This window comes from Ruegeria sediminis (assembly GCF_005938215.1).
GTDB classification, from domain to species: Bacteria; Pseudomonadota; Alphaproteobacteria; order Rhodobacterales; family Rhodobacteraceae; genus Ruegeria; species Ruegeria sediminis.
This window is the reverse complement of sequence record NZ_VCPD01000005.1, coordinates 107,810-121,966: the sequence shown is the minus strand read 5'-3', so window position 1 is coordinate 121,966 and position 14,157 is coordinate 107,810. Positions and strand designations below refer to the sequence as shown.

14 protein-coding genes are annotated in these 14,157 nt (G+C 64.3%); 5 read left to right on the top strand and 9 right to left on the bottom strand.

The features are described from left to right. The first annotated feature begins 51 nt into the window (after positions 1–51). From FGK63_RS14800 to FGK63_RS14785, 4 genes are all read left to right on the top strand, one after another. Positions 52–351: an FtsB family cell division protein gene (locus FGK63_RS14800; protein WP_171052662.1), complete on the top strand. Its 300-nt coding sequence runs from the start codon at positions 52–54 to the stop codon at positions 349–351. Between the two features lie 115 nt (positions 352–466). Continuing rightward, positions 467–1,456, top strand: a complete 990-nt coding sequence (gene pdhA, locus FGK63_RS14795; RefSeq protein WP_138843601.1) for a pyruvate dehydrogenase (acetyl-transferring) E1 component subunit alpha — start codon at positions 467–469, stop codon at positions 1,454–1,456. Between the two features lie 15 nt (positions 1,457–1,471). Beyond that, a complete protein-coding gene (locus FGK63_RS14790) occupies positions 1,472–2,851 on the top strand; it encodes a pyruvate dehydrogenase complex E1 component subunit beta (protein WP_138843599.1) in 1,380 nt (459 codons plus the stop codon). 14 nt (positions 2,852–2,865) lie between these two features. Then, entirely contained in the window at positions 2,866–4,173 is a 1,308-nt protein-coding gene (locus tag FGK63_RS14785) for a pyruvate dehydrogenase complex dihydrolipoamide acetyltransferase (protein WP_138843597.1), read from the top strand. Between the two features lie 70 nt (positions 4,174–4,243). On the opposite strand, the gene cysE is transcribed toward FGK63_RS14785, so the two are convergent. Next, positions 4,244–5,053 (bottom strand): serine O-acetyltransferase, encoded by an 810-nt coding sequence (gene cysE, locus FGK63_RS14780; protein ID WP_138843595.1) that lies wholly within the window; start codon positions 5,051–5,053, stop codon positions 4,244–4,246. Between the two features lie 85 nt (positions 5,054–5,138). Here cysE and FGK63_RS14775 point away from each other — a divergent pair, with 85 nt between their 5' ends. Next, entirely contained in the window at positions 5,139–5,477 is a 339-nt protein-coding gene (locus FGK63_RS14775) for a TraR/DksA family transcriptional regulator (RefSeq protein WP_138843593.1), read from the top strand. Here FGK63_RS14775 and FGK63_RS14770 read toward each other — a convergent pair. The 8 genes from FGK63_RS14770 to FGK63_RS14735 all read right to left on the bottom strand — a co-directional run bounded on the left by FGK63_RS14770 (position 5,458) and on the right by FGK63_RS14735 (position 14,154). Then, positions 5,458–5,754: a DUF7742 family protein gene (locus FGK63_RS14770; protein WP_171052661.1), complete on the bottom strand. Its 297-nt coding sequence runs from the start codon at positions 5,752–5,754 to the stop codon at positions 5,458–5,460. The genes FGK63_RS14775 and FGK63_RS14770 overlap by 20 nt on opposite strands. Positions 5,755–5,762: 8 nt before the next feature. After that, positions 5,763–8,231, bottom strand: coding sequence for a baseplate multidomain protein megatron (locus FGK63_RS14765; RefSeq protein ID WP_138843591.1), 2,469 nt, complete (start codon positions 8,229–8,231; stop codon positions 5,763–5,765). After that, entirely contained in the window at positions 8,216–8,503 is a 288-nt protein-coding gene (locus tag FGK63_RS14760; RefSeq protein ID WP_246044046.1) for a hypothetical protein, read from the bottom strand. The genes FGK63_RS14765 and FGK63_RS14760 overlap by 16 nt, the downstream gene beginning before the upstream one ends. A 276-nt stretch (positions 8,504–8,779) precedes the next feature. Next, complete coding sequence (locus FGK63_RS14755) at positions 8,780–9,703, bottom strand: DMT family transporter (protein ID WP_138843589.1); 924 nt, start codon at positions 9,701–9,703, stop codon at positions 8,780–8,782. 8 nt (positions 9,704–9,711) lie between these two features. Next, a complete protein-coding gene (locus FGK63_RS14750; protein ID WP_138843587.1) occupies positions 9,712–10,254 on the bottom strand; it encodes a hypothetical protein in 543 nt (180 codons plus the stop codon). 383 nt (positions 10,255–10,637) lie between these two features. Beyond that, entirely contained in the window at positions 10,638–11,798 is a 1,161-nt protein-coding gene (mltG, locus tag FGK63_RS14745) for an endolytic transglycosylase MltG (RefSeq protein WP_138843585.1), read from the bottom strand. After that, positions 11,799–13,064 carry a beta-ketoacyl-ACP synthase II gene (gene fabF / locus FGK63_RS14740; protein ID WP_138843583.1) on the bottom strand — a complete coding sequence of 422 codons (1,266 nt, stop codon included), beginning with the start codon at positions 13,062–13,064 and terminating at the stop codon, positions 11,799–11,801. An 85-nt stretch (positions 13,065–13,149) separates the two neighbouring features. Beyond that, positions 13,150–14,154 carry an arginase family protein gene (locus FGK63_RS14735; protein WP_246044045.1) on the bottom strand — a complete coding sequence of 335 codons (1,005 nt, stop codon included), beginning with the start codon at positions 14,152–14,154 and terminating at the stop codon, positions 13,150–13,152. Positions 14,155–14,157: the final 3 nt, after the last annotated feature.

Here is a 14,157-nt window from a genome sequence, read left to right as displayed (position 1 = left end):
TGCCCGGCAAGGGCACGTTTCTTGAGGCAGTATTCATACGTGGTAACCAGAGTGTCCCGTTCCCATCGGCCCGGTTTGGGCTCAGTTCTCTTCTTCGCAGTTGCTTTTTCCCTGGGTGTCTATTTCACCTTCGCTGCGGTGCAGGGCGACTACGGCCTGTTCCGTCGGGTCGAGATCGCGGCGGAACGGGACGCCCTGTCGCGCGACCTCGGCAAGCTTGAAGCCGAGATCGCGAAAATGGAAAACCTGACCCGCCGTCTATCGGACTCCTATCTCGACCTGGACCTGCTCGACCAGCAGGCCCGCTCGGTGCTCGGCCTGCTGCGCGCCGACGAAATCGTCATCCGCTAGGCGGTCCGCAGCCCGGGCGGACGCTGCGTCACATTTCCCCTCGCCAGACCGGCCCAAATGCTTTATGAGATAGTTTAACGCTAAACTATCTTGCCGAAAGGGGGAGAGTGCCGGTATGGCCACGCGAAAAAGCTCAAAGAAACCAAATGTTTCAGCGGATGAACTGAAACACTATTACCGCGAAATGCTGCTGATCCGCCGATTCGAGGAAAAGGCAGGCCAGCTGTACGGCATGGGCCTGATCGGCGGCTTCTGCCACCTCTACATCGGCCAGGAGGCCGTCGTGGTCGGCCTCGAGGCCGCGGCCGAGGAAGGCGACAAGCGCATCACCTCCTACCGCGATCATGGCCACATGCTGGCCTGCGGAATGGATCCGGGCGGCGTGATGGCCGAACTCACCGGACGCACCGGCGGCTATTCCAAGGGCAAGGGCGGCTCGATGCACATGTTCTCGAAAGAGAAGCATTTCTACGGCGGCCACGGCATCGTCGGCGCGCAGGTGCCGCTGGGCGCGGGCCTCGCCTTCGCCGACAGGTACAAGGACAACGGCCGCGTCACCTTCACCTATTTCGGCGACGGCGCCGCCAACCAGGGCCAGGTCTACGAGACCTTCAACATGGCCGCCCTCTGGAGCCTGCCTGTGGTGTTCGTCATCGAGAACAACCAGTACGCCATGGGCACGGCGCAGGCGCGCTCGACCTCGACCAAGGACATCTACCACCGCGGCGAGGCGTTCGGCATTCCCGGCGAGATCGTCGATGGCATGAACGTGCTTGCGGTCAAGGAAGCCGGGGAAAAGGCGGTCGCCCACTGCCGCGCGGGCAAGGGCCCTTACATCCTCGAGGTCAAGACCTACCGCTACCGCGGCCACTCCATGTCGGACCCCGCCAAGTACCGCACCCGCGAGGAAGTGCAGAAGATGCGCGAGCAGCATGACCCGATCGAACAGGTCCGCGAGATGCTGCTGACCGGCAACCACGCGACCGAAGACGACCTCAAGGCGATCGACAAGGAGATCAAGGATGTCGTCAACAAGGCCGCCGATTTCTCGAAAGACAGCCCCGAGCCTTCGGTCGAAGAGCTCTGGACCGACATCTACGCCTGAGAGGACGAACAAGACATGGCAACCGAAATTCTGATGCCTGCGCTCTCGCCCACGATGGAAGAGGGCACCCTGGCCAAATGGCTGGTCAAGGAAGGCGACACCGTGAACTCGGGCGACATTCTGGCCGAGATCGAAACCGACAAGGCCACGATGGAGTTCGAGGCCGTCGATGAAGGCATCGTCGGCAAGATCCTGATCGGCGAAGGCACCGAGGGCGTCAAGGTCAACACCCCCATCGCGATCCTCGTCGAGGAAGGCGAAAGCGCCGACGATCTGCCCGAACCCAAGTCCGCGCCGGAAGACAGCGGGGACAAGGCTGCGCGGGACACCAGCGAACCGGCGGCAGCGGCTACCGAGGCTGCGCCCGCAGCGCCCAAGGTGGACCAGTCGCCCGACTGGCCTGCGGATGCGCAGATGAAACAGCAGACGGTGCGCGAGGCGCTGCGCGATGCGATGGCCGAAGAGATGCGCTCCGACGAGGACGTCTATCTGATGGGCGAGGAAGTCGCCGAATACCAGGGCGCCTACAAGGTAAGCCAGGGCCTGCTGGACGAATTCGGCGCGCGCCGCGTCATCGACACGCCGATCACCGAGCACGGCTTTGCCGGCATCGCCGTCGGTTCGGCGATGGCCGGGCTGAGGCCGATCGTCGAATTCATGACCTTCAACTTCGCCATGCAGGCAATCGACCAGATCATCAACTCGGCCGCCAAGACCCTTTACATGTCCGGCGGCCAGATGGGCTGTCCGATCGTGTTCCGCGGACCGAACGGCGCCGCCGCCCGCGTGGCCGCGCAGCACAGCCAGGACTACGCCGCCTGGTACATGCAGATCCCCGGCCTGAAGGTGGCGATGCCCTATTCCGCCGCCGACGCCAAGGGCCTGCTGAAAAGCGCGATCCGCGATCCGAACCCGGTGATCTTCCTCGAGAACGAGATCCTCTATGGCCGGTCCTTCGACGTGCCGCAGATCGACGACCTCGCCATTCCATTCGGCAAGGCCCGCATCTGGCGCGAAGGTTCCGACGTCACCATCGTCAGCTTCGGCATCGGCATGCAATACGCGCTTGAGGCCGCCGACAAGCTGGCCGAAGACGGCATCAGCGCCGAGGTGATCGACCTGCGCACCCTGCGCCCGATGGATACCGGCGCGATCATCAACTCGGTGATGAAGACCAACCGCCTGGTGACGGTCGAGGAAGGCTGGCCGCAGGGCTCCGTCGGCAGCTACATCTCGTCGGTGGTGATGCAGGAGGCGTTCGACTATCTCGACGCGCCGGTCATCAACTGCACCGGCAAGGACGTGCCCATGCCCTATGCCGCGAACCTGGAAAAACTGGCGCTGGTGACCACCGACGAAGTGATCGCCGCCGTCAAACAAGTGACCTATCGGTAAGGAGCGACACGAATATGCCCACCGAAATCCTCATGCCCGCCCTGTCTCCGACGATGGAGGAAGGCACGCTCGCCAAATGGCTGGTCAAGGAAGGCGACACCGTTTCCTCCGGCGACCTGCTGGCCGAGATCGAAACCGACAAGGCCACGATGGAATTCGAGGCCGTCGACGAAGGCATCGTCGGCAAGATCCTGATCCAGGAAGGCACCGAAGGCGTCAAGGTCAACACCCCGATCGCCGTGCTGCTGGACGAGGGCGAAAGCGCCGACGACATCTCGGCAGCGCCGGCCAAGGCGGCCGAGGCCAAACCCGAAGCCCCGGCAAGTGCCGAAGCGGCCCCCGCCAAAAGCGCCGAGGCATCCGCCCCGGCTCCGGCGGCGCCGAAGGCCGCCGATGGCGGGCGCATCTTCGCCTCGCCGCTGGCCCGCCGCATCGCGGCCCAGAAAGGTCTGGACCTGGCCCAGATCAAGGGTTCAGGCCCGCACGGGCGGATCGTCAAGGCGGATGTCGAAGGCGCGAAAGCCGCCGCTCCGGCACCAGCTGCCGCGCCCGCCGCCGCGGCGGCGCCTGCCGCGGCAACCCCGGCGGCAGGACCGTCGGCGGACATGGTCGCACGGATGTACGAGGGCCGGCCTTACGAAGAGATCAAGCTCGACGGGATGCGCAAGACCATCGCCGCGCGCCTCAGCGAGGCCAAGCAGACCATCCCGCATTTCTACCTGCGGCGTGAAATCAGGCTGGACGCCCTGCTGAAATTCCGCGCGCAGCTGAACAAGCAGCTGGAAGGTCGCGGCGTCAAGCTGTCGGTCAACGACTTCATCATCAAGGCCGTGGCCAACGCGCTTCAGCAGGTGCCCGAGTGCAACGCCGTCTGGGCGGGCGACCGGGTGCTGCAACTGAAGCCGTCCGACGTGGCCGTGGCCGTGGCGATCGAGGGCGGCCTGTTCACCCCTGTCCTGCAGGATGCCGACATGAAATCCCTCTCGGCCCTCTCGACCGAGATGAAGGATCTGGCGGCCCGCGCGCGCGAGCGCAAGCTGGCGCCGCATGAATACCAGGGCGGAACCTTCGCCGTTTCCAACCTCGGCATGTTCGGCATCGACAACTTCGACGCCATCGTGAACCCGCCTCATGCGGGCATCCTCGCGGTCGGCACCGGGATCAAGAAGCCGGTCGTGGGCGAGGACGGGGAACTGACCGTCGCGACGGTCATGTCGGTCACGATGTCCGTCGATCACCGGGTCATCGACGGCGCGCTCGGCGCGCAGTTGCTGCAGGCGATCGTGGACAACCTGGAAAACCCGATGGTCATGCTGGCCTGACGGGCTGCCCCGGACAAGAAAAAGCCGCCCCGGAACTCCGGGGCGGCTTTTCTTACTTGTAGCTTGAGGCCTACAGGTCCTTGCCCAGCATGTGATCCATGGAAATGGCCGGCTGGTCGCACCCCGCCTCTCCCACGATCTTCGCCGGAATCCCGGCCACGGTCTTGAACGGCGGCACCTCCTGCAGAACGACCGAGCCCGCTGCGATGCGGCTGCAGTTCCCGACCTTGATATTGCCCAGAACCTTCGCCCCGGCCCCGATCAGAACGCCGTTGCCGATCTTGGGATGACGGTCCTCTTCCTCCTTGCCGGTGCCGCCCAGCGTCACCGAATGCAGCATCGACACGTTGTCGCCCACCACCGCCGTTTCACCGATGACGATGGAATGCGCGTGGTCGATCATGATCCCCTTGCCGATCCGCGCGGCGGGATGAATGTCGATCCCGAAGATCTCCGAGCATCTCATCTGGAAGAAATAGGCCAGGTCGTGCCGTCCGCGCTTCCACAGCCAATGCGCCACGCGATAGGCCTGCATTGCCTGGTAGCCCTTGAAATACAGGATCGGCTGCAACAGCCGGTGACAGGCGGGATCGCGTTCATAGACCGCCATCAGATCGGCCCGCGCCGCCTCGAGCAATCCCGGATCGTCCGCATAGCCTTCGTCCACGATTTCCCGCAGGACCATCATCGACATCTCGTTCGAGCAAAGCTTGGCCGCGATCCGGTAGGACAACGCCTTGTCGAGGCTCTTGTGATGAAGAATGCAGGCGTGCACCAACCCGCCCATCAACGGCTCCTTGTCGACGGCCGACTGGGCTTCGGTGGTGATGCGATCCCAGACGGGATCGACGGGGGTCAGATTTCTACGCGTTTCAATCATGGCTTTCGGTCCTCTGCTCCGCCTAGAATACCCATCTAGGCGGCAAAAGGCCAAACGCAAACCCTTGATGTGCGACACAACGGAAATGAATGACTCGGAACTTGAACATTTTCGGCGCCTCATCCGCGAAAAGCTGACCGAACTGGAACGGGGTTCCAAAGCCGCGCGCGACGCGCAGGGCGTGGTCGAACTGGATCAGCAGGCGATCGGCCGCCTCAGCCGGATGGACGCGCTACAAAATCAGGCGATGGCCAAGGCACAGCAGGCGCGGCGCGATCTCGAGGCCAGGCGGCTCACCGCCGCCCTCCATCGGATCGACGAGGGCGAATACGGCTATTGCGAGGATTGCGGCGACGAGATCGCCCGGGGCCGCCTGGAACTCGATCTCGCGGCCAGCCGCTGCGTCAGCTGCGCGTCCGGCTGACGTGAAACCGGATCAGGTGACGCAGCACCAGTTCGAAACAGCTGCAATAGTGCGGATCGTCGAAACCGGGCTCATCCGCCAGCGCCCGCCTGCGCGCGGCCGACATCAGCGACCCGTTGCCGAAATCGGGATGCAGCCTGCCCGTCGCAGCCACGTGCCGATCCGCGATCTCAGCCTCGGTGATCATGCGGCGGCACAGCAAATCGCGCTCGGCGGGCGGAACGCCAAGCAGGACCCGTGCCGCCGAACTGACATCCCCGTGAAGCAGTGGGCGCATGATCCGGGTCACTCCACGGTCAGCCGGGCAAAGGCTCCCGGCCCGTATGTGGCCGATATCTGGGCCACCTCGACCTCGTACGCCCCCCAAAGCCCGTCCGAAGACCTTGCCGCCGAGTCATAGGTCCAGCCCGGCGTTCCCGTTGACACCTCCCGAACGACCCGCCCACCATGCCGCACCCGCAACAGGTAGGTTTCCCTTTCCTCGCCCAACGGAACGTCCAGGCCGCTCCAGTCATCGCCGTCAATCCGGGCGCGCCGGATCCAACTGAACGCGGTGCCATCGGCGGTCGCCTTGGCGACCAGATGCACGGGCGCATAAGGTTTCAGCCCGTTGCCATCGAAGGCCCGGATCAGGTGCGTGTAGGACGGATCGTCATATCCCCGCCGCGCGGGACCGATGCGATAGTGCTTCGCCACCCGACGCTCGGAACGCGCCAACCCGATCTGCGCGACCCGCCCGTCCAGCAGGACGAACATCGATCCGGCGGGCCAGACATCCGGCACAAGCGCGTCGCTGCCCAACTGGCCGCGCAATCGTCCGGACAGCGAATAGACTTCCGGCGCCAGCAGCTCCGCGGTGGCGAACTGGAAGACCTCCCAGTTTCCCGGTGTCCCGTCCCCGATGGCGGCCAGGTTCGCCCCGTTCAGGACAGCCGACCGAGACCGGGATTCCAGCGATCCCGCGACCAGCTTGACCTGCAGGGCGGGGCCTTCGTCCCACAACCCGGCGCTGGCCCGCGGCAGGGCGGTCTCGGTATAGCCGATCACGGCCCGGTCCGCGATGATCTCGCCCAGCGCATAGCCTTCGTCGTTCGACGACACGTAGACCGCCACACTTCCCGGCCAGGGCTCCGCCGTGACCGCCAGATACGGGGCATGGGGCGCCTCGTCCCTGGTGATCAACGGCAGATCCAGAAACACGGGCAGGACGGGCGTCGGCGCCACGAAAGCCTTCGCGCGAACCTCGTCCATCGGAAAATCGGCGGGCTGATAGACGCCTGGCTCGATCCTTACCGCCTCGGCAAGTTGCAGTTCCGCCTGCTCGATCCGGTCGATGCGATAGAGCAGTTCCGCGCCGCCAGCCGCCGCCGGCAGCCGCACCACATCCCCCGCGCTCAGCGCCATCAGCGAAGGCGGCAAGGCGAACCTCGCGGTCTCGCGCGAGACGCGCGCCTCGCTCAGCCAGCGTTCGACGGTCTGACGGCCCTCCGCCCGCGTCATCGACAACGGCATCTCGTTGCTCGCGACGGCGTGGGTCTCGGTATCGGCAAGCACGGCCTCCTCGGCCACGATGTCGTGGTCGGCATCCGATTGCACGAAACGCAGACGGACCCGCCCGGTCATCTCTGCTTCTGCCTCGCGGCGGTATTCGACGATTCCCTCGATCTCAGGACTTCGCGCTAGGTGTTCCGGCCACAAGGCCACGGCGCCGCTTCCGTCCCGCATCCGGAACCGCAGCACCCCGTCCCGCTCGACCACGTCGAACCCGTAGCGCAGCATCAACGGCTGCAGGGCCGCGCGGGCATCCGACACATCCTCCTGCAGATAGCCCCGCACGACGCCCCACAGTTCCGACACGTCGATCGCGGTGACGCCGGACCGGTGACAGATCTCGGTCACGACGGATGCAAGCGTCCGGTTGCCCGTCCGCCCGTTCAGCCAGTGCCCGCGCGCATGGTTGGCGCCGTCGCTCCACAGGTTCCGGCGGTTGGGAAAGGCCGGAAACGGGCGCGCATCCCACGCCCAGACATAGGCGTTCGTCAGGTCGATCATGCGGCCGCCATAGACCGGCGACACCGGGTTGTTTTCCGGACGGTCCCAATATCCCAGCATCGCCTTCAGGTATTGCACCTGGATCAGATCGTCGCGCGTTCCGTCCGAGTACCTGGGCAGGCGCGACTCCGAGGATTTCGGGTCCAGGAACTTGTTCGGCTCGTTGGTGCCCTTGTCGATCGCGGCGCAGCCGAGTTCGTCCACCCAGGCCGCATCGAATTGCGGGCCCCGCAGCCCCTCGGGGTCATGCGCCGAAAACACCTGCGCCTCGGCCCCGTTGGGCCAGATCAGCTTGCGCTCGGACGCCTTCCACTGCGGCCTCCGGTCCGGCGGAGAGCACCGCAGGATGCCGCTGTCGCCCATGATCATCACGTCCCGCACCTGGTCGAAGGTTTCGCCCACCAGCGCCACCCGCCGCGCGGCCCCCTTGTCCAGGGGTTTCGCCCCTTCGACCACCGACCGCACCCATTCGGCCCCGGCCCGCGTCTTGCCCGCGCCGCGCCCGCCCAGGATCACCCATGACCGCCACTCCCCCTCCGGCGGCAGCTGGTGCGGCAGCGCCCAGAACTCGAAAAGGAAAGGGAGGGCGCACAGCCCCCCCTCCCCGATTTCACTCAGAAATCCTTCCCGCACCGCATCTGGTGCGGAGGCGAGCCAATCGGCACCCGACTTCAAATCGAGCCTGCTCAAGGTCGAGGGCATAGCCCCCCCTGGGCAATTCCTGATTGTCTGTGATGGTGCTCGACAAAACTCGTCTCCACTTTCTGGCAACTTCGGATCAGGCTCTCGACCTGTCCCAGTTGCTTGCCGGCGCCGGCAAGGTCTGCATCCTCCCCGGCCTCGATCTGCCTGCGCAGGTCTTCCGCCGCTTGGCGCAGACCGCGGATGGACGTCTCCAGCGACAGCAAAAGCTCGGCCGTCCGGGAAATCCGCTCTTCCGGGGTAATCAAAGTCATGTTTGCTCGTGACCTCATGCGAGAGTGACCTCCGCACGAGAGAAATGAAAACGGCCGCCGGGTCGCCCCGGGGCCGTCGCCCACTTCTTCTAGCATGGCACATGCCCATACGCGAAACCGGTCGCAAAGTCAAGGATTTCGGCAACGGGCGCAACGGGTAACGCGCTGAAATAGTTAATGTTTTCTGAATTTCGCAAGGACCCGAATTACCGCCCTTTTCAACAGGCGATTTGTCCTTGACGCGAACCGGGCCGTTTCCGGTTCCAACTTGCGCGGCGGGATTGGACCCGAAAACTATTTCCTGGGCTTTCTCGCAATGACGGTTGTAACCGTGCGCGTCGCCCGGCTCTGCGTCAAAGCGATCGCGCCAAGGACCAAAGCGCAGGCAACTGCCTGCGCCGGGCTGATGATCTCGCCAAAGGCGACAATTCCGACCGCGAACATGGTGGGCAACTCTATGCTGCCAATGACGGCGGTTCGCGTCGCGCCAATCACGGGCGAGCAGATCGTATAGATCAGCTGCGGGACCAGCGCCGTAACCAGGCCGAGACCGGTATTCAGCGCCCAATCGCTGCTGTCGCCGGGCAGGATGTCGGCGATGTCCGAAGTCAATATCAGTGGCGACAACCCGAGAACCGACCCAAGCGACACCGACGCGATACGAGCGAGAGGCGCTATGCGCGACAGACGGTGCACGAGCACGCAGATGCCAAAGCCGAACCCGAACGGAGCCGCCAGCGCGACCAGAAGCCTTGGGATGTGGTCCGGTGGCACCGCGGCCGGTGACCCGGCGATGACCGCCGCCACGATGATCAAGCCGGCGGCGACCAGGCCGCGTTTCGTCGGCCGGTCTCCGAACAGCGCCCAGGCGATCAGCAGCGTGAAAACCGGATAGGTCATGTAGAGAACGCCCACCGTCGAAGCGGGCACCGTTTCCAGCGCGCTCACATAGCCGATCCATCCCAATCCCATGACGGCTCCGGCGGCCATACCCCAAAGAATCTCCCGCCAGGCTGACCTGCAGAGAACAAGAGCGGGAAACAGGACGACTGCGGCGAGGATGTAGCGATAGAATGCGACCGCGTATGGCGCGAGGCCCTGCTCCGTCAGGCCCCGGCTGAAATAGGGGACCAAGCCGAACCCAATCGACGCGAAAAGGACGCCCGCCGCAGCCAGTGAAATGGGAACCGCAGGTTTGTGTGATGCCGCGTCATCCATGGCCTCCCCTAACACGCAACGCCAGTGTTTGCAGTATCGACTTGATCGTGCCGGACTGACGCCCGCACTTTCATTGCGCCCCGCAACCTGAATGATGCCCGGGTTTGCCCCTCTTCCGGCAGCACCAGTTCCTTGCCGCCTCCCCTTCGAACAACGAAAACGTTTCCGGATGGATGTTCCTCGAAGGTTGCCGTGAACACTCCGTTCGAGTTTCCGGGTCCCAGTGACAGCGCGTCAGCAACAGGATTTCGGGATCTGTCGAGCGTGAACCGATAAACATCAGCCCCCTCCGGGCCGGAATTCAACAGGCGCAGCGCGGTGGCCGATTTTTCTGGATTGTTGAACGCCTGAACCATGCACTTCCAGTCCAAGGCCCCGAATTCCCGCTTGTTGGCCCGCAACTCGGAGATAATGAGGCTTTCAAGCTGCCTCTTGCTCCAAACGGACCTGTGATCGAATTTCACCACTCGGCAGGAACGCCCTTCGATCGCGACGTCACCGTTCGAGGCTGCGGCCGACGAGACCGCAATCGTCAAGATCACCATTGCCACGCATGTCGCCAGGACCGCGTTTCGTAACCTTGATACGGTCGCCGCCGCGAACTCCGTCCAGGTTCCGCTTCTGAACCCGTCGTCACGAAAGGACATTACTGGCCTTTCCGGCCGCCAAGGGAAGGATAGGTCGGTCAAGTCACCTCCACGCGTCGAAGCGCACCACATGTGGCCACGCAAAGCCAGAGTACCGAACAAAGTGTTGAAAAGCGGTAAAGAGAGACGTCCCGATTTTTGCCGGGGTCGGAAGCAGCTGACGGAACTCCGTTGGCGAAGGCCCGGCCGGACCCCCGGCCCGTCGCCGCGGCGGCAAAATCGCCTTGTACAAACCGGACAAACCCCGTCCGGCCCAATGTACAAAACGGAAGAAACCGCCGGTCAGGTCAGTTGCCCGACTCCTTCTGCTGCGCCTCGATCTCGCGCCATTTGGCGACGTTCCGGTTGTGCTCCTGCAGCGTTTCGGCAAAGGCGTGCCCGCCCGTGCCATCGGCCACGAAGAACACGAAATCGGTCTTCTCCGGTGCAACCGCGGCCTCCAGGCTGGCCAGCCCGGGATTGGCGATCGGCGTCGGAGGCAAGCCGTCGATAAGGTAAGTATTCCAAGGCGTTGCGCGCCTAAGCTCACTTTGCCGCAAGCCACGGCCCAGCGTGCCTTGCCCCTTGGTGATGCCATAGATCACGGTCGGGTCCGTCTGCAGCTTCATGCCCTTTTCCAGACGGTTGACGAACACGCTGGCGACCTGCCCGCGCTCTTCTGGAACGCCGGTTTCCTTTTCGATGATCGACGCCAGTATCAGCATCTCCTCGGGGCTCTCCAGAGGCAGCCCTTCCTGCCGGTTTTCCCAGGCGGCGCCTATCCTAAGCTGCTGTTTTTCCACCATTCTTTGCAGAACCGCCGAACGCTCGGCCCCCGGCCTGACCTCGTAGCTGTCGGGCGCCAGCATCCCTTCCGCCGGCACGTCCGTCACCTCTCCGGCCAGCACGTCGATCGCCTTCAGCGCCTCGACCACCTGCCAGTTGGTCACGCCCTCGGCCATGGCGATGCGATATCGCGTATCCGCCTGCTCCCGCTTTTCCGTATAGGAATTAGGCACTTCGTCCACGGCCGGATCAAACTCCGCGACCTCGACGAACTCCAGCGTGGCCGGGTCCAGTTCGCGCACCAGAACCTTGTTGCTGGTCACGCCGATGCGATAGACAACTTCGGTGCCGCAGGTGCTTGCGCCGCCCTTGGTGATGTCCTCGACGATCTCCTCCATCGACGCCCGTTCGCGCACCAGGAAGCTTCCGGCCTTAAGTTCTTGAGATTTATCAGAATATTGGGCTCCAAGACGGAAGATCATGCCGCTGGTCACCGCGCCCTGCTCCTGCAGATCCTGGCTGACGCGGGCCATGTTTGACCCCCGCTCCACCCGCAGGCAGATCGCCGTCTCCAAGGGCCCTTCAGCGGTGTATTGCGCCTTGCCCCAAAGGACCAGACCCGCGATCAGGAACAGGCCGACCACCAGAACGGTCAGCATGTTTGAGGCAAGCGCGCGCCACATTCAACCGGCCTTTCCGAAGATCACGCTCGCATTGGTGCCGCCAAAGCCGAACGAGTTCGACAGGGCCACGTTGATTTCGCGCTCGCGCTTCTGGTTCGGCGCCAGATCGACCGGCGTCTCGACGGCCGGATTGTCCAGGTTGATCGTCGGCGGCGCGACCTGGTCCCGGATCGCGAGGATCGAGAAGATGGCCTCGATCGCCCCCGCGGCCCCCAAAAGGTGCCCCGTGGCGGATTTGGTCGAGGTCATCGTGACCTTGCCGGCATGCTCGCCCAACAGCCGCTCCACCGCGCCGAGTTCGATCGTGTCGGCCATGGTCGAGGTGCCATGCGCGTTGATGTAGTCCAGATCCTTCGGCTCCAGCCCGGCGCTTTTCAGCGCGGCCTTCATCGAACGTTCGGCCCCATCCCCGTCCTCGGAGGGCGCGGTGATGTGATAGGCGTCGCCGGACATGCCATAGCCAAGCACCTCGGCATAGATCTTGGCGCCGCGCGCCATGGCATGCTCGTACTCTTCCAGCACGACCACGCCAGCGCCTTCGCCCATGACAAAGCCGTCGCGGTCCACGTCATAGGGCCGACTGGCGGCCTTGGGGTTGTCCGCGAATTTCGTGGACAGGGCCTTGCAAGCGTTGAATCCGGCGATGCCGATCTCGCAGATGCAGCCTTCGCCGCCGCCTGCGATCATCACATCCGCGTCGCCCAACCGGATAAGACGGCTGGCGTCCCCGATCGCATGCGCGCCTGTCGAACAGGCCGTGACAACCGAGTGGTTCGGGCCCTTGAAGCCAAAGCGGATCGACACCTGCCCCGAGGCAAGGTTGATCAGCGCGCCGGGAATGAAGAACGGCGAGACACGGCGCGGCCCGCGCTCCTTGATCAGGTTGGCAGTTTCGGCGATGGAGCCGAGGCCGCCGATGCCGGAGCCTATCATGACACCCGTGCGCAGGCGCGCTTCCTCGTCCTCGGGCAGCCAATCGGCGTCCTTGCAGGCCATCTCGGCCGCTGCGATCGAGTACAGGATGAAATCCTCGATCTTGCGCTGTTCCTTCGGCGGCATCCAGTCGTCGGGATTGAAGGTGCCGTTTGTTCCGTCGCCGCGAGGAACCTCGCAGGCATAGGTCGTGGCGACCCCGCTTGCCTCGGCATCGAATAGGGTAATGGGCCCTGCGCCCGACTCTCCGGCCAGCAGCCGCGACCATGTTTCCTCGACCCCGCTGGCCAAAGGAGTGACCAAACCAAGACCGGTTACGACGACTCTGCGCATGAAGTGCCTCTTGCCTGCTTCCTGTTTAAGAACCGCTCTTACCCCGGCCAAGGGTCCGGGGGCAAGAGCGACGGCATTTCCATCTTCAGCGCATTTCAGCCACTTGCCTGCCGACCAGGCCAAGAACCGAGGTCACGAGTTGTGCAGCCGTCCGCGCCCCCGCCTGATCGCGGTCCCGCTCGGGCATGAACTCGACCAGATCGAAACCGGCGATCCTCGCCTTCGCGGCCACTCCCTTGATCAGATGAAGCGCCTGGCCATAGCTCAATCCTCCGGCGGTCGCCGCGATCACCGCCGGCATGATGGCGGGGTCCAATGCATCGCAATCGAAGCAAATCACCACTTGCGCCCTTGCCGGGATCAGGTCCAATGCGCGCTCCATCCCTCCCGCGGAGAGTTCATGCGCGGGGATCAGATGTGCGCCCCATGCCGTCGCCGCTTCCAGCGCATCCATGCCGGCCGATCCGACGCCGCGCGCGCCAACCTGCACTATCCGCTCAACGTGCCGCATTTCGCTGGCCCGCCGCATGGTCGAACTCAGGCCCATCCGCTCGCCCTGCACCTCATCGCGCCAATCGATATGCGCATCGATCTGAAGCACCGTCAGCGGCCCGTGCGCCTCGTAGGCTTGCAGGAACGGTATCGGAACCGAGTCATCGCCGCCCAGCAGGATCGGAACAGCGCCAGCTTGCAGAACCGCTTTCGTGGCGTTTTCGACTTTCGCCCGATTGCCTGGCGCATCCACGGCGTCGACCGAAAGATCGCCGGCATCGACTGCGCGAACACCCGCGGGCAGAACAGGACCGCCGAGGTCGAAATTCACCTTGCCGGTATCGCCGGCATATGCGGCAGCTCCGGTACGGATTGCGAACGGTCCGCCGGCGCAATAGGCCCCGACCGAGCCATATGGCGTTGCACAGTCCGCACCGAACACCACGATGTCGGCTGCGATCTCGTCGAAATCGCCTGTAGGCAGGCCAAGCAGGTTGCCCGCTTCGCCGCCACCGCCGAACATGTCCTTGAGATCGACCACCTGCGCCCCCTTTCTCCAAACATCCCACAGGATGATGACGTCAGAAGGCGCAGGCAAGCC